General features: G+C 71.1%; 13 protein-coding genes. 4 read left to right on the forward strand and 9 right to left on the reverse strand.

Translation table 11 applies throughout. The annotated features are described in order from the left end of the window. Positions 1 to 28 precede the first annotated feature (28 nt). Positions 29 to 259, forward strand: a complete 231-nt coding sequence (locus tag AB0D34_RS15525; RefSeq protein WP_362661707.1) for a hypothetical protein — start codon at positions 29 to 31, stop codon at positions 257 to 259. On the opposite strand, the gene AB0D34_RS15530 is transcribed toward AB0D34_RS15525, so the two are convergent. Further along, positions 260 to 1,516, reverse strand: coding sequence for an MFS transporter (locus AB0D34_RS15530; RefSeq protein WP_362662342.1), 1,257 nt, complete (start codon positions 1,514 to 1,516; stop codon positions 260 to 262). A 92-nt stretch (positions 1,517 to 1,608) separates the two neighbouring features. Then, positions 1,609 to 2,211, reverse strand: coding sequence for a hypothetical protein (locus tag AB0D34_RS15535; RefSeq protein WP_362661709.1), 603 nt, complete (start codon positions 2,209 to 2,211; stop codon positions 1,609 to 1,611). A 126-nt stretch (positions 2,212 to 2,337) separates the two neighbouring features. Here AB0D34_RS15535 and npdG point away from each other — a divergent pair, with 126 nt between their 5' ends. Both npdG and AB0D34_RS15545 read left to right on the forward strand, forming a co-directional pair. Next, entirely contained in the window at positions 2,338 to 3,042 is a 705-nt protein-coding gene (gene npdG / locus AB0D34_RS15540) for an NADPH-dependent F420 reductase (protein WP_362661711.1), read from the forward strand. Positions 3,043 to 3,113: 71 nt separating this feature from the next. Further along, entirely contained in the window at positions 3,114 to 3,293 is a 180-nt protein-coding gene (locus tag AB0D34_RS15545) for a hypothetical protein (RefSeq protein WP_362661713.1), read from the forward strand. Here AB0D34_RS15545 and AB0D34_RS15550 read toward each other — a convergent pair. Together AB0D34_RS15550 and AB0D34_RS15555 are read right to left on the reverse strand one after the other, a co-directional pair. Further along, entirely contained in the window at positions 3,283 to 4,077 is a 795-nt protein-coding gene (locus AB0D34_RS15550; RefSeq protein WP_362661715.1) for a site-2 protease family protein, read from the reverse strand. The genes AB0D34_RS15545 and AB0D34_RS15550 overlap by 11 nt on opposite strands. 68 nt (positions 4,078 to 4,145) lie before the next feature. After that, positions 4,146 to 5,549 (reverse strand): recombinase family protein, encoded by a 1,404-nt coding sequence (locus AB0D34_RS15555; protein WP_362661717.1) that lies wholly within the window; start codon positions 5,547 to 5,549, stop codon positions 4,146 to 4,148. Between the two features lie 166 nt (positions 5,550 to 5,715). Here AB0D34_RS15555 and AB0D34_RS15560 point away from each other — a divergent pair, with 166 nt between their 5' ends. Further along, complete coding sequence (locus AB0D34_RS15560; RefSeq protein WP_362662344.1) at positions 5,716 to 9,012, forward strand: BTAD domain-containing putative transcriptional regulator; 3,297 nt, start codon at positions 5,716 to 5,718, stop codon at positions 9,010 to 9,012. A 19-nt stretch (positions 9,013 to 9,031) separates the two neighbouring features. Here AB0D34_RS15560 and AB0D34_RS15565 read toward each other — a convergent pair whose 3' ends face one another. The 5 genes from AB0D34_RS15565 to AB0D34_RS15585 form a co-directional block, all read right to left on the reverse strand. Further along, positions 9,032 to 9,847: an ABC transporter permease gene (locus AB0D34_RS15565; RefSeq protein ID WP_362661719.1), complete on the reverse strand. Its 816-nt coding sequence runs from the start codon at positions 9,845 to 9,847 to the stop codon at positions 9,032 to 9,034. Then, entirely contained in the window at positions 9,844 to 10,872 is a 1,029-nt protein-coding gene (locus AB0D34_RS15570; protein WP_362661721.1) for an ATP-binding cassette domain-containing protein, read from the reverse strand. The genes AB0D34_RS15565 and AB0D34_RS15570 overlap by 4 nt, the downstream gene beginning before the upstream one ends. A gap of 265 nt (positions 10,873 to 11,137) precedes the next feature. Continuing rightward, complete coding sequence (locus tag AB0D34_RS15575; RefSeq protein ID WP_362661723.1) at positions 11,138 to 12,358, reverse strand: MFS transporter; 1,221 nt, start codon at positions 12,356 to 12,358, stop codon at positions 11,138 to 11,140. 104 nt (positions 12,359 to 12,462) lie between these two features. Next, the gene (locus tag AB0D34_RS15580) at positions 12,463 to 13,512 is read right to left on the reverse strand and encodes an endonuclease/exonuclease/phosphatase family protein (protein ID WP_362661725.1); all 1,050 of its coding nucleotides are present in this window, start codon (positions 13,510 to 13,512) and stop codon (positions 12,463 to 12,465) included. Positions 13,513 to 13,722: 210 nt separating this feature from the next. Beyond that, positions 13,723 to 14,346, reverse strand: coding sequence for a TetR/AcrR family transcriptional regulator (locus AB0D34_RS15585; RefSeq protein ID WP_362661727.1), 624 nt, complete (start codon positions 14,344 to 14,346; stop codon positions 13,723 to 13,725). Positions 14,347 to 14,823: the final 477 nt, after the last annotated feature.

Here is a 14,823-nt window from a genome sequence, read left to right on the forward strand (position 1 = left end):
AACATGTCCGTGGCGAGAGGAGCAGGTCATGCCCTTGTTCAAGAAGCGGACGGTCGGCAAGGCGGGCGAGTGGTACTACTGCCTGCAGCACAAGAAGGTCGAGGAAGGGCCGGAGTGCCCGGCCAAGGACCGGTTCGGGCCCTACGCGACCCGCGCGGAGGCCGAGCACGCCATGGCCACGGCCCGTGACCGCAACCTCGAGTGGGAGAACGACCCCAAGTGGCACGACGCCCCGGCGGGGGGCCGGGAGGACGACTGATCACACCCGGGCCGCGGCGCGCTGTTCCCGCACCTGTGCCGCGTGCTCGTCCGTGCGGGCGTCGTACGTCATCAGTTTCGGCAGGCACAGCGCCAGCAGGCCCACCGCCCCCGCGCACAGCACCCCGCCCGACCAGACGGACGTCCGTACGCCCCACCACGCGGCGAGAGCACCGCTGCGGACCTGGCCGACGGTCGGGCCCACCGAGTACGACAGCAGTTCGATCCCGGCGAGCCGACCGCGCAGCTCGTCCGGGATCGTCTGGTTCCACATGATCCCCCGGAAGATCCCGCTGACCATGTCGCAGCCTCCGGCCACGGTCAGGAACAGCAGCACCAGCCAGACGTTGCCCATGACCCCGGCCGCCGCGATCGCGAGGCCCCACAGGGCCGCCGAGAGAACCACCATCCGGCCGTGGCGGTGGATCCGCGCGGTCCAGCCGCTGGTCAGACTCACCAGCAGGGCCCCGGCGGGCACGGAGGCGTACATCAATCCCAGCGACCACTCCGCGTTCAGCTCGTCCGCCAGGAACGGCAGGACGGCCAGCGGCATCGCCAGGAACATCGCGGCCAGGTCGACGGCGTAGGTGCCGAGGAGTTCCTTGCGGCTCCAGGCGTACCGGGCGCCCTCGGCGATGGCCCTCAGGGACGGCTTCGCCGCCTCGTGCGAGGCGGGGGCGGCCGCGATCCGTACGATCAGGGCGACCGAGACGACGAACGTCAGCAGGTCGGCGCCGTACGCCCAGCCCAGGCCCGCGTAGGCCACCACCACGCCCGCCAGCGCCGGGCCCGCGACCCCGCCGAGCGTCCAGCGGAACGAGTTCAGCGAGGCCGCCGCCGGGAGGTGGTCGTGGGCCACGATCCGGGGCCACAGCGAGTCCAGGGCGGGGCGTTGCACCGAGACCAGGGCGGAGGACAGGGCGGCGACGACGTACAGCGGCCAGACGGCGGGCTCGGGGAGCAGCGCGTTGAGCAGCAGGGCCGCACTCAGCAGGCCCTGTCCGGCCTCCGTCCACACGATCAGCTTCCGCTTGTCCCAGGCGTCGGCGAGCGCCCCGCCGTACAGCCCGAAGACGAGCAGCGGGATGAGTTCCACGGCTCCGATCGCGCCCACCGCGGCCGCCGAACCGGTCAGTTCCTTCAGCTGCACCGGCAGCGCCACGAAGGTGAGGAAGCTGCCGAAGTTCGAGACCAGACCCGAGTACCACAGCCGCCGGAAGTCCCGGGAGGCCCGCCACGGGGCGAGGTCGGGGAGCATGGCGCGCAGGCCGGAAGGGGGTTCGGGGACGTCGTCTGTCACGACCCGTCATGGTCCGGGGAGGCCCCCGGTCCGGCAACTGCTTTTCGCGGCTACCAGCGGGCCGGCGGCGGTGCCGTCAGCTGGTCGGCCAGTCGCGACAGGCGGTCCCGGAAGCGGCGTCGGCCCCGGGGTGCGGGTACGGCGTTCTCCCCGGCCGCCGCGCTCACCAGGTGCTGCACGGTGTCCAGGTCGAGGTCGGTGCCCTCCGGTACGGCGAGCGACTCGTGGGCCATCGTGGCGAGTTCGCCCTCGTCGGGGCCGAGGGACAGGATCGTCGCGCCGGACCGCCGGGCGTCGTGGACCCGTTCCAGGAGCGGGGCGGCCGGGTCGTCCGGGGTCACCACGAGCAGGGTCTCGCCGCGGCGGGCCGCCGCCAGTCGTCCCGGGCCCACCGACAGATGCGCGGGGTCGGTGGGGCGGGCGTCGTGACGTACGAGAGTGGGGGCCAGTTCCGGGGTGCCCGACCAGGCGGCCTCGTCGACCAGATGGGCCGCGAGATGCCACGGCTCGTACTCCGGGGTGCCGACCAGGAGCAGGCCACCGCCGTGCGAGACCACCGAGCCCCGCAGTACGCCCGCGAAGCGTCGCGTGGCCCCCAACCACTCGGTCCCGGCGAGCACTTCACGCAGCAGCGCGACCCGTACGGCGTCCATGGGGCCGCATCCTGCCGCAAGCGGCCCCGTGTGACCCGCGGTTCGTCCCGAATTCGCTCCGGCGGGTGCCCGTGACGCGGCTCACCTGAGCGCTCGGGGGCGCCGGGGCGCACGTAAGGTCGGCCCATGACCTCTACCGACAGTGCACAGCAGGCTCCCGTCAAGGACCCGTGGGACCTTCCCGACGTCTCCGGGCTCGTCGTCGGCGTGCTCGGCGGGACCGGCCCGCAGGGCAAGGGCCTGGCCTACCGGCTCGCCAGGGCGGGCCAGAAGGTGATCATCGGCTCGCGGGCCGCGGACCGCGCCCAGGCCGCCGCCGACGAACTCGGGCACGGTGTCGAGGGCGCCGACAACGCCGAGACCGCGCGCCGCAGTGACATCGTGATCGTCGCCGTGCCGTGGGACGGCCACGGCAAGACGCTGGAGTCGCTGCGTGAGGAACTCGTCGGCAAGCTCGTCGTCGACTGCGTCAACCCGCTCGGCTTCGACAAGAAGGGCGCCTACGCGCTGAAGCCGGAGGAGGGCAGCGCGGCGGAGCAGGCGGCGGCTCTGCTCCCGGACTCGCGGGTCACCGCCGCCTTCCACCACCTGTCCGCCGTGCTGCTCCAGGACCCGGAGATCGAGGAGATCGACACCGATGTGATGGTGCTGGGGGAGGTGCGCGCCGACGTCGAGATCGTGCAGGCGCTCGCCGGGCGTATCGCCGGGATGCGGGGGGTCTTCGCGGGGCGGCTGCGCAACGCCCACCAGGTCGAGTCGCTGGTCGCCAACCTGATCTCGGTGAACCGGCGGTACAAGGCGCATGCGGGGCTGCGGGTCACGGACGTGTGAGCCGAGGTGAGCCGATGGGGGACACTGGTCGTCGTAGCGCAGCAGTGTCCCCCTGACAGGAGCTTGTGGAAATGCCCCGCCTCGCCCTCTACGCCCTCGCCGTCTGCCTCCTCGCCGTGGCCGCGGCGGTCGTCTCCTTCGCGCAGGGCAGCTGGCTGGGGGTCGTGTGGGTGCTGCTGGCGGGGCTGTCGTCGAACATGTGCTGGTACTACCTCAAGCGGGGCCGGGCCGAGAGGTCTGTCACCCGCTGACCGAGCAGAAATCGCTCGTCTGCCAGAACCGATACAGGTCCTGGCCGCAGTACGTCTCGAGATCGTTGATGCCGAGCGAGGCCAGAATCGAGTCGATCACGTCGAAGAACACGTGGTTGACTGCCGGCACCCATAGCAGCGCGAACACGAACAGTAGACCGAACGGCGCGAAGGGCTCCACCTGGCGCTTGACGTTGTGGGACAGCCATGGCTCGATGACGCCGTAGCCGTCCAGGCCCGGCACCGGCAGGAAGTTCAGGAGCGCGGCAGAGACCTGGAGCAGCGCGAGGAACGCGAGCGCGTACCGGAAGTCCCGCGGGACCCCATCGAGGGCGTCCAGCCAGAAGGGGGCGGTGCACACGGCAGCGAACAGGACATTCGTCAGCGGGCCCGCCGCCGAGATCAGACTGTGCCTCCAGCGCCCCCGGATGCGGTTGCGCTCAATGAAGACCGCGCCGCCGGGCAGACCGATACCGCCCATGATCACGAACAGCACCGGCAGCACGATGCTGAGCAAGGCGTGCGTATAGGCGAGAGGATTGAGGCTCAAGTAGCCCTTGCTCCCGACCGTGATGTCACCGCTGTGCAGGGCGGTACGAGCGTGTGCGTACTCGTGCAGGCAGAGGGAGATCACCCAGGCCGCGGTGACGAAGAGGAACACCGCCACACCAGGCAGCTCGGCGAATCCGCTCCAGGTGGCCCAGCCGGTCACTGCCGTGACGGCAGCTATTCCGAGGAAGACCGGACTGATCCGTTGCTCGCTCGTGCGAGAGGTCGTGGCCATGGATTGGGCTCCAGGTGCTTGCGGTCGAGCTGACGTCTGCGACCGTGATGGTGAATGTGGCGTCCCGACTATGTCAGGAACCTCGCAAGGCGCTGGTGGAAGTCTTCGGGTACCTCCAGAACGTGGCCGCCGCGTTCTGGCGGATGACATCTGACAGTGATGCCGGCATGCACCAGGTCCTTGCCGAAGTCAGTGACGTCCATGTTCCACCACCGCTCGGCGAAGGTGGGACCAACAGATACGAACCGCCAGTGATCCTCCCCTGACGCAGGTGCCGTATCCGCAGTCTCTCCTTTGCCTCCGGTGCGCTGGACGTACACACGGCGGGCAACTGGCGTCCCTCCTACTGCTTGGACCAGCATGCGCCGCAGAGGGGCAGTGATCTCCTCGTCGGGCAGGAACACATAACCGGGACATGCCGGAGAGCCGATCCGTGAGAGGCAGCGGATCTTCTCTGTGACCCGGTACGTCCCGTCCTTGCGCCGTTTCCTGGATGTGTGGAGCTGTAGATTCTTGCCGCACCCCCCGCATTTGATCACGTTGAGGAGTGGTGTCCTCGGTGTCGCGAGGCGTCCGCCGACCGGGGAGGCGGCGCTGGCCAGGGCTTTCTGGAGGTCGTCGAAGGCATCCTGTTCCAGCACTGCCTCAGCCACGCGGATGGGGCGGCCGTCAGGGTCGTGAGCCAGTACACGCTTCTTGTACTTCTTGCCAGGGACATCCTCGCTGCGTGTCTTCCACCCCAGCAGGGTGGGAGAGGTGAGGATTCCCTTCAGCGTGCGGGGATACCAGGCGAAGTCCTTGCCGGATTTGTTTCGCTGATACGTATCCGCGGGGGCGGGTACCCCGCGGTCTTCGAAGTCGCGGCAGATGGCGTTGACCGGCTCGCCGCCGATGACGCGCCGAGCGGCTTCCCGGACGACGTCCGCCGTCTCCGGGTTGATCTCCAGATATCGGGCACCGTCCTTCGCGTAGGTGCGATACCCGAAAGGGGGTGAACTGCCGCCCCAACGTGTGGACATGAGCAAGTGCGCACGCGAGGAGACGACCCGCTCGGCGGCGGCACGGGCTTCCATCTGCGCGCACGTGGCGATCAGGGTGGCGGTCGCCTTTCCTTCGGGGCTCGTCAGGTCGAACGGTTCGGTGGCGGAGACCAGTCCCTTTCCGCCATGGCTCGCGGCCCACTCGATCATCCGGTGCAGGTCGCCGACCCGGCGAACGAACCGATCGAGTCTCCAGAAGACGATCACGTCGAACTCGGGTGCGCGGTCGTCGAGCCACACCGATAGTTCCGGCCGCTTCCAGGGCGGTACCGCGGTGGCGGAGACGGACAGGTCTCTGGCGACACCGATGACCTCCCAACCGCGCAACTCGCAGAAGGACTCGCACTGTTGCAGTTGCCGTTCTGGGCTGGTCGTCGATTCGGTGTGGTTCGTCAGCCGTACGACGATGAGTGCCCTTGGTGATCGCGCCATGAACTGAGCATCGGGTGTTTGTATCTAACAAACTGAGAGTTAGGTAAATCCGGAGTGGAGCCTTGTCTCCTGGAGAGAGGGCGCGTGCACCGCGCTGACGGCGAGTGAGAATGGACCCGTGCGCTATCGCATCCTCGGCACCACGCAGGCACTCCGCCCCGACGGCATGACCGTTCCCGTCGGCGGAGCGCGGCTGCGTGCTCTGTTGACCGTTCTCGCTCGGCGGCCCGGCCGTACCGTCCCGGTGAGCGTGCTGGTGGACGAGGTGTGGGACAGCGACCCGCCCGCCGACGCGACGGGCGCGGTGCAGGCGCTGGTCGGGCGGCTCAGGCGGGCGCTCGGGGCGGACTCCGTGGTCTCGGTGGACGGTGGTTACCGGCTGACCGCCGGGCCGGACGACGTCGACCTGCACCGTTTCGAGCGGCTCGCCGGTGACGGCATGCGGGCCCTGGCAGACGGCGACGCCGCCAAGGCGGCCGTGGTCCTGGACGACGCGCTCGCCCTGTGGCGGGGGCCGGCCCTGGCGGACCTGCCCGACCGCACGGCCGAGGCGGCCCGTGCCGAAGCACGTCGGCTCGACGCTCTCCGCGCCCGCCACGCCGCCGCGCTCGCCCTCGGGCACGCCGACCACTCCCTCCCCGAACTGACCGCCCTCTGCGACACCCACCCGCTCGACGAGCCCCTCCAGTCCCTGCGCCTGCGCGCCCTGCGCGACACGGGCCGCGCGGCGGAGGCGCTGGCCGCGTACGAGTCCGTACGACAACTCCTCGCGGACCAGCTGGGCGCGGACCCGGGTCCCGAACTGCGGGCGCTGCACGGGGAGTTGCTGGCACCTGCGCCGGACCCGACCGCAACGCCCACGTCGGCTCCCGCGGGTGGGAACGGGACCGGCTTGGCGAACAGCCACGCCCCCACCGCCCCCTCCCATCCCCTCGACCCCCCTCCCCCCGGCAACCTCCGCGCCCGCCTCACCTCCTTCGTCGGCCGGGAAGCCGATATCGAGGCCATCCGGGGTGACCTCGCGGCCGCGCGGCTCGTCACCCTGCTCGGGCCCGGCGGGGCCGGGAAGACCCGGCTCTCGCAGGAGGCCGCCGAGACCGTGCGGGACGCGGCGCGGGACGGGGTGTGGCTGGCCGAGCTCGCCCCGGTGGACGACCCGGACGCCGTGCCGGAGGCCGTGCTCACCGCCGTCGGTGCCCGTGAGACCGTGCTGTACGGCGCCGGTGCCGAGGCGATGCGCGCCGCGGGGAGCGAGCGGCCGGACGACCCCGTCGAGCGGCTCGCCGAGCACTGCGGCCGGCGCCGCATGCTGCTGATCCTCGACAACTGCGAGCACGTCGTCGACGCGGCCGCCCGGCTGACGGAGACGCTCCTGGAGCGCTGCCCGGGGCTGACCGTACTGGCCACCAGCCGTGAACCCCTCGGCGTACCGGGGGAGTTGCTGCGCCCGGTCGAGCCGCTGCCGGAGCCGGTCGCGGTGCGGCTGCTCGCCGACCGGGGGGCCGCCGCCCGCCCCGGCTTCCGGGTCGACGCCGACGAGGAGACCGCGGCGGCCTGTGCCGAGATCTGCCGCCGCCTCGACGGCCTGCCCCTCGGTATCGAGCTGGCCGCCGCCCGGCTGCGGATGCTGACCGCACGTCAGATCGCCGACCGGCTCGACGACCGCTTTCGCCTGCTCACCTCCGGCAGCCGTACCGTGCTGCCCCGGCAGCAGACCCTGCGGGCCGTCGTCGACTGGTCGTGGGACCTGCTCGACGAGGAGGAGCGGGACGTCCTGCGGCGCCTGTCGGTGTTCGCCGGCGGTTGCGACCTGGCCGCCGCCGAGGCCGTGTGCGGGCCCGCCGCGCTGGAGTCGCTCGGGTCGCTCGTCGACAAGTCCCTTGTGGTGGCGGCCCCTTCGGGTGGCGGCGAGATGCGCTACCGGCTCCTGGAGACCGTCGCCGAGTACGCCGGTCAGCGCCTCGACGAGGCGGACGGCTCACGCGGTGACGCCGAGCGCGCGCATCTGACGTACTACCGCGAACTCGCCCGCACCACCGACCCGTTGCTGCGCGGCCATGGTCAACTCGCCGCCATCGAGCGCCTGGAGCGCGAGTACGAGAACCTCCGTACCGCGCTGCGCCGGGCCGTCGCCGCGCGGGACGAGCAGGAAGGGCTGTGCCTGGTCCTGTCGCTGGCCTGGTACTGGCAGATGCGCGATCTGCGCATCGAGGCCCGCAACTGGTCCCGCGATGTCCAGGGCCTCGGCCCCGACCCCTTCACCGAACCGGTGCGCCCTGCCGCCCCGCTGTGGGAACGCTGCACGGACACCCCGCCGCCATGGACCGGCGAGGTGCTGGCGGAGGCCCGGCGCGGTATCCACCTCGTCCATCTCGCCTGTATGGACACCGAGTTGGACGCCTGGCAGAACCAGCACGCGCAGGCCAAGCTGCGGTCCATCGCCGCGACCTACGAACCCGGCATGGCGCAGACCTGCCGGATGCCCGGCTCCCTGTGGTTCTTCGCCATCATGCTCACCGGGGACATGGACCGGCTGCGCAACGTCATTGAGGCGACCGTCGCCACCTGCCGGGCCACCCCGGGCTACGAGTGGGAGCTCGCCGCGGCCCTCCAGTGGCGGGCCAACCTGCTCGCCAACCGCTCCGACTGGGCCGGCGACGCCATCCGGGACGCCGAGGAGGCGCTGGAGATCTACGAGCGGCTCGGCGAGCTGTGGGGCACCGCCGAGGCGCTTTCCGCGCGGGCCGAGGCTCATGAGCGCAAGGGCGAGTGGCGTGCGGCCGCCGACGACTACGAGAGGGCGATCGAGCGGGCCGAACAGCTCGGTGCCCGCGCCCAGAAGTCGGTGCTCAACGCCCGGCTCGGCAGCACGCTGCTGGAGACGGGGGAGACCGAGCGCGGCGAATCCCTGCTGCGTGAGGTGATCGCCGACCGGGACGGCGCCCGCAACGAGGCGATGCCCGCCGCCCGGATGTTCCTCGCGGGCCGGCTCGGCATGACCGGCCGCATTCCCGAGGCACGCGAGCAACTCCGGCTGCTGCGCCAGCAGTTCGGCATCGCTCACTTCGTCATCTTCGACGCCTTCATCCTCGGCTCCGAGGCCTGGCTGGAGGCGATGGACGGCTGCTACGAGGAGTGTCTGACGCTGACCCGTCGGGCACTGGAGAAGTCCGAGGACCCGCTGGCCCTGACCATCGCCCCCCATATGCGCACCATGTATCTGCGCACCGCGGCGATCGCCCTCGCCGGGATCGACGGCGGGGAGCGGGCCCGGGACGGCGCCCACTGCCTCGCGGCCGGGGACGCGCTGCTGCCGTCGAGCCATGTCCCGACGGGCGTGGAGCGTGAGGTGCGGGTTATGGCCGAGCGGTCGTTGCGCGCGGTGCTCGGCGACGAGGCCTACGAGTCGGCGTACGCGGAGGGCGGCGGCCTCTCCCCGCAGGAGGCCGCCGCCCTGGTGTGACGCGCACCGAAGCCGAACTTCAGTTCTTGGTACGGAACTTGTGGATGGCGTACGGTGCCGCCACCGCGGTGATCGCCGCCGACCAGCCGAGCGTGACCCACAGGTCGTGCGCGACCGGGCCGCCCACCATCAGTCCGCGGGCCGCGTCCGCGAGGGTGGACAGCGGGTTGTAGTCGGTGAAGTGCTGGAGCCAGCCCGGCATGGAGTTGGTCGGCGCGAAGATCGACGAGCCGAACTGGAGCGGGAACAGCACCAGGAAGCCCATCGCCTGCACGGACTGCGCGTTCTTCAGGATCACGCCCAGGGTGAGGAACACCCACATGATCGAGGAGGCGAACACGGCGGACAGTCCGACCGCCGCGAACAGTCCGGCCCAGTGGTTGATGTCGAAGCCGACGAGGAGGGCGACGATCATCAGCACGGTGGTCGCGAACAGCATCCGCAGCAGCTCCACCGAGATCTTCGCGAAGAGCACCGAGCCGCGCCCGATCGGCAGCGACCGGAACCGGTCCATGACACCGGAGTTGAAGTCCTGGCTGAAGCCGGTGCCGACGCCCTGGGAGAGCGTCATGCTCATCATCGCGATCATGCCCGGGATGACGTACTGGACGTAGCCGTCCTGTCCGCCGCCCAGGGCCTGTCCGATCGAGCCGCCGAAGACGTACACGAACAGCAGGGTGAAGACGACCGGCATCAGCAGCGCGTCGAACATCGACTCGGGGTCCTGCCGGATCCACAGCAGGTTGCGGCGGACGAGGGCGCCGGTGTGCCTCAGGTGCCCGCGCAGCGGGATCCGGGCGTCGGCGTCCGTGAGGGTGGCGGTTGCGGCGCTCATACGGCGACCTCCTCGCGGGTGTCGGTGGTGGGCGTGGGGTCCTGCGGGGCACTGGCGCGGTGGCCGGTGAGGGACAGGAACACCTCGTCCAGGCTGGGCAGTTCGGTGGTGATGGAGGAGAGGGTGACCCCGCGTGCGGTGACCGCGCCGACCACGGCGGTCAGCTGCTCGTCGCTGAGGATCGGGACGACGACGGTGCCGCCCTCGGTGTCCACGGCGCTGGTGGCGAGCCCGGTGATGCCGAGCTCGTCGATCCACCCGGCCAGCGGCCGCAGCTGCATCGGGTCGACGGGCCGTACCCGCAGCGAGCGCCCGCCGACCTTCGCCTTCAGCTCCTCGATGGCGCCGTCGGCGATGACCTTGCCGTGGTCCACGACGGTCAGCTCGGAGGCGAGCTGCTCGGCCTCCTCCATGTACTGGGTGGTCAGCAGGACGGTGACGCCGTCCCCGACCATCCGCTTGACCTCGTCCCACACCTCGTTGCGGGTGCGCGGGTCGAGGCCGGTGGTCGGCTCGTCAAGGAAGAGCACCTGGGGCCGGCCGATCATCGAGGCGGCGAGGTCGAGGCGGCGGCGCATACCGCCGGAGTAGGTGCTCGCCGGGCGCTTCGCGGCGTCCGTCAGCGAGAACCGCTCCAGCAGCTCGTCGGCCCGGGCGCGGGCGTCCTTGCGGGGCAGGTCGAGCAGCCGCCCGATCATGTACAGGTTCTCCCAGCCGGGCAGCTTCTCGTCCACCGAGGCGTACTGCCCGGTGAGCCCTATCACCCGCCGCAGCTGGCGGGGCTGGCGCAGGACGTCGTAACCGGCGACGGTCGCCTGCCCGGCGTCGGGGGTCAGGAGGGTGGACAGGATGCGGACGAGGGTGGTCTTGCCGGCGCCGTTCGGCCCGAGCACACCCATCACGGTGCCCTCGCGCACCTCCAGGTCGACACCGTCCAGCGCCTTGGTCTCGCCGTAGTGCTTGACCAGCCCCCGCACGGATACGGCGGTGTTCCCGCCCTTGGGGTTCTTGTCGATTCGCGTCATGGAAAGGACGGTGTCAGCCCCCACCGACAAACCACCGACAGGTCGCCGACAGGGACCTACAGTCCGCCGACAGACCCGGCGCGGGCCACCCCCGGGGGACGCTGACGCGTATGTCGGGCCAGGTCCAGGTGTCTCTCATACCGCTGCGTGCGGGTGCACCCCCAGGCCGACCGGCCGCGTTCCCGGACGTGGCGCGGGAGGTGATGGGGTGAGCGAAGGGGGGCGCCCGGTTATCACCGGGCGCCCCCCTTGGTCGTACGACCGCTCAGTGGCGCACTGCCTCCGCGTGCTCCGGCACATGCGAGGCGACCAGCCGTTCCCGGCCGGACCGCGTCCCCACGTGCCGCCGGTCCACGACCGCCGCGACCCCGGCGACGCCGAGGCCGAGCACGGCCAGGCCGGCTCCCGTCACGGCGGGGGAGGTCACGCCGAGGCCCGCGGCCAGGGCGAGGCCGCCGATCCATGCGCCGCCGGCGTTGGCGAGGTTGAAGGCGGCCTGGTTGGCGGAGGAGGCCAGGGAGGGGGCCGCGGAGGCCTTCTCCATGACCATCAGCTGGAGCGGGGAGCCGGTGACGAAGGCCGCCGTGCCCAGCAGGACCACCGCCACCGCCGCGCTCCACTGCGCGGACATCAGCACTGGGAACAGGGCGAGGACCGCGACCAGCGAGGTCAGACCGCCGAACAGGGTGCCGCGCAGCGAGTGGTCGGCCAGGCGCCCGCCGAGCAGGTTGCCCGCCGTCGCGCCCACGCCGAACAGGGCGAGGAGCAGCGTGACGCTGGAGTCGGCGTATCCGGCGGAGTCCGTGAGCATCGGCGTGATGTAGCTGTACGCGGCGAACAGCGCGCCGAAGCCCGCGACCGTGGTGCCGAGGGCCAGCCAGACCGGGACCGACTTCAGCGCGACCAGTTCGCGGCGCAGGCCCACGGCGGGCGCGTGCGCGTGGTCGTGCGGGATCAGCAGGGCCAGCGAGGCTATCGCCGCCAGGCCGATCGCGCTGACGCCGAGGAAGGTCGCGCGCCAGCCGAAGTGCTGGCCCATGAGGGTGGCGACGGGCACGCCCGCGATGTTGGCGAGGGTCAGGCCGAGGAACATCAGGGAGACCGAGCGGGCCTTGCGTTCCGGCGCCACCATGCCGGTGGCGACGACCGCGCCGACACCGAAGAAGGCGCCGTGCGGCAGACCGCTCACGAAGCGGGCCGCGAGCAGCGCGTACTCGCCGGGGGCGAAGGCGGAGGCCGCGTTGCCGACCACGAACAGTCCCATCAGACCGATGAGGACCTTGCGGCGGGACATCCGGGCGGTGACCGCGGCGAGCAGCGGGGCGCCGATCACCACGCCCAGCGCGTACGCCGAGACCAGGTGACCCGCGGTGGGGATCGAGATGTTCAGGTCGTCGGCGACGTCGGGCAGCAGGCCCATCATCACGAATTCGGTGGTGCCGAGACCAAAAGCGCCGACGGCCAGTGCGAGCAGGGCCAAGGGCATAGAAGAGCCGAGCCTTTCAGGGGAGAGCGGAGTTCCGTACGAGCTTATGTTCAAGTACGGAACAAAGCCTCCCCGGCCCGGTATTCCAACGGGGTCCCGGCGGGTTACGAGGACGTGGCGATGTTCACACGCGCCGCCACCGGCAGATGGTCGCTGCCGGTCGCGGGCAGCGTCCACGAGCTCACCGGGTCGATGCCCTGCACCATGATCTGGTCGATCCGCGCCATCGGGAACGACGCCGGCCAGCTGAACCCGAAGCCGCTGCCGGCCGCGCCCTGGGTGGAGCGCATCTGGGAGGTGACGGCGTTCAGCGCGCGGTCGTTCATCGTGCCGTTGAGATCGCCGAGCAGGATCTTGCGCGGGAGCTTCTCGTCCGCGATGGCCTCGCCGAGCGCGTTGGCGCTCTTGTCGCGCTGGCGGGCGGTGAACCCGGCCGCCAACTTCACCCGTACGGAGGGCAGGTGGGCGACGTAGACCGCGACCTGTCCGTCCGGCGCGGTCACCGTGGCCCGCATGGCCCGGGTCCAGCCCAGCTTGATGTCGACCGCCTTGACGCCGGTCAGCGGATACTTGCTCCACAGCCCGACGGTGCCCTCGACCGCGTGGTACCTGTACGTCGACGCCAGCGCCTTCTCGTACACCGGTACGGCCGTCGTGGTCAGCTCCTCCAGGGCGACCACGTCCGCGCCGGAGGCGGCCACGTCCCGGGCGGTGCCGGCGGGGTCGGCGTTCTCGGCGTTGACGTTGTGGGTGGCCACCGTGAGGTCGCCGCCGGTGCCGTTCTTGTCGGACAGCAGCCCGCCGAAGAGGTTCAGCCACACGGCCGCGGGCAGCAGCACCGCGATCAGGGCGGTCGCCGACCTGCGCACCAGGGCGAGCACGAGGAGCAGCGGTACGAACACGCCGATCCAGGGCAGGAAGGTCTCCGTGAGGCTGCCGAGGTTGCCGACCGCGTTCGGGATCTGCGCGTGCAGCAGCATCACCAACGCGACGATCACGGCGAGCGCGGCGAGGACGATGCCGCGGCGCCAGATCCGGCGGTCACCGCGCCAGCCGGAGACCGCGTTGCCGAGCAGGCGCCGGAACCGGCCTCTTTGGCGCTCGGGTCCCGAGCCGCCGTCCGCCGTCTCCGTCACGTACGCCTGCTGCGCCATACCGTCGCCTCACTACCTGCCGTGCACACCGTTCACCCCGTTGCCGTGGGGTGTCAGACACCCCGTACGACCCTAGGGGATGATCGGCTCCCGTCTCGTCGTCCCATGACGACCGTACGGGGGCGATGACGTACAAGTCGGCGGCCCGAGTTCCGGATCCCGGTGGGGAAAGCGCCCTCTGTGACGAAACGCGCACACTCGGGCCGGGGGCTAGGAACTGACGGGTCGTAGCCCTTCGAGCACACTGTCGACGATCTGCTCCGAGAGCCCCTCGGGCAGGGCCGCGTTCGGCTGCATGATGGTGCGGAACAGCATGGGGCCGACGATCAGGTCGTTGAGCAGCTCGACATCGACGTCCGTGCGGAGTTCGCCGTTCGCCTGGCCGCGGCGCAGGATGTCGATCTGCTTCTGCCGCCGGGGCGTGACGACGAGCGTGTGGTAGGCGTCCCAGACCTTCGGGCTGCTCTTCATCTGGGCGAACACGCTGTGCAGCAGCGCCGAGGAACGGGTCATCAGACCGCGCTGGCGCAACTGTTCGAGGAACGCCACGAGATCGTCGCGCATCGAGGTGCCCGGGAGTTCGGGGTCCGGCGGTTCGGACGTGCGTACGACGTCGACGAAGAGCTCCTCCTTGCCGTTCCAGCGACGGTAGATGGTGGCCTTGCCGACGCCGGCGGTACGCGCGATGCGCTCGATGGACAGCTCCGCGAGCGGTACGCCGTCCTCCAGCAGTGCGATGACGGCCTCGATGATGGACCGCTCCACCGCCTCACTGCGCGGCCGGCCCCGCAGGGCAGACGTCTGCTTCGGCTGACTCTCGGCGAGGCCGCTCACGTCGCTCCGTCCTCTCTGTGGTCTGGGGTGATTCTCCCTGGTCTACGAGGGTGTCGTAGGGCGGCGTTCGGCCGTTCCCGGGGGCTGTCGCCGTCGGCGACCCGGAGCGCGGGGTACGGGGCGTGGAGCGCCGACCCGGCCAACTGCCCCGTCTGGCCTGCCTGGCGGCGTCGCGATCCCCACCAGGCTTGTCGGCGCCCGTCGCTCCGCCCCTGCCTCGCGGTCCAGGGACGGCGCCGACCGTCTGTCTCGCGCGGGCAGGTCCTCTTTCCGGCCGGGTGAGGTCGCGGTCCGTGGCTCGGGCCCGGTGTGTGGGTGGTCGGTGTGCGTTCCGTGGTCCGGTGGCCGGGTCCGTTGCGGGCGTTGACCGGCTCGGGTACCGCGGATGGGCCGGCTGAGCCTCCCGGTCGAACGAGGCCGTAGTCCGCAGGCCGGGCCCGGCCTCCCGGCGGTCGTCGACCTGGTCCGGCTCGCAGC

Origin of the sequence: Streptomyces sp. NPDC048420 (assembly GCF_040651535.1) — a bacterium.
Classification (GTDB): Bacteria; Actinomycetota; Actinomycetes; order Streptomycetales; family Streptomycetaceae; genus Streptomyces.

What these genes read in the sequence shown, in the direction of transcription:
- AB0D34_RS15565 (WP_362661719.1), bottom strand. Translation starts at nt 9,847, where the DNA reads ATGAGCGCCGCAACCGCCACCCTCACGGACGCCGACGCCCGGATCCCG.
- AB0D34_RS15580 (WP_362661725.1), bottom strand. Translation starts at nt 13,512, where the DNA reads ATGGCGCAGCAGGCGTACGTGACGGAGACGGCGGACGGCGGCTCGGGA.
- AB0D34_RS15530 (WP_362662342.1), bottom strand. Translation starts at nt 1,516, where the DNA reads ATGCTCCCCGACCTCGCCCCGTGGCGGGCCTCCCGGGACTTCCGGCGG.
- AB0D34_RS15535 (WP_362661709.1), bottom strand. Translation starts at nt 2,211, where the DNA reads ATGGACGCCGTACGGGTCGCGCTGCTGCGTGAAGTGCTCGCCGGGACC.
- npdG (WP_362661711.1), top strand. Translation starts at nt 2,338, where the DNA reads ATGACCTCTACCGACAGTGCACAGCAGGCTCCCGTCAAGGACCCGTGG.
- AB0D34_RS15545 (WP_362661713.1), top strand. Translation starts at nt 3,114, where the DNA reads ATGCCCCGCCTCGCCCTCTACGCCCTCGCCGTCTGCCTCCTCGCCGTG.
- AB0D34_RS15560 (WP_362662344.1), top strand. Translation starts at nt 5,716, where the DNA reads ATGACCGTTCCCGTCGGCGGAGCGCGGCTGCGTGCTCTGTTGACCGTT.
- AB0D34_RS15555 (WP_362661717.1), bottom strand. Translation starts at nt 5,549, where the DNA reads ATGGCGCGATCACCAAGGGCACTCATCGTCGTACGGCTGACGAACCAC.
- AB0D34_RS15575 (WP_362661723.1), bottom strand. Translation starts at nt 12,358, where the DNA reads ATGCCCTTGGCCCTGCTCGCACTGGCCGTCGGCGCTTTTGGTCTCGGC.
- AB0D34_RS15550 (WP_362661715.1), bottom strand. Translation starts at nt 4,077, where the DNA reads ATGGCCACGACCTCTCGCACGAGCGAGCAACGGATCAGTCCGGTCTTC.
- AB0D34_RS15570 (WP_362661721.1), bottom strand. Translation starts at nt 10,872, where the DNA reads ATGACGCGAATCGACAAGAACCCCAAGGGCGGGAACACCGCCGTATCC.
- AB0D34_RS15525 (WP_362661707.1), top strand. Translation starts at nt 29, where the DNA reads ATGCCCTTGTTCAAGAAGCGGACGGTCGGCAAGGCGGGCGAGTGGTAC.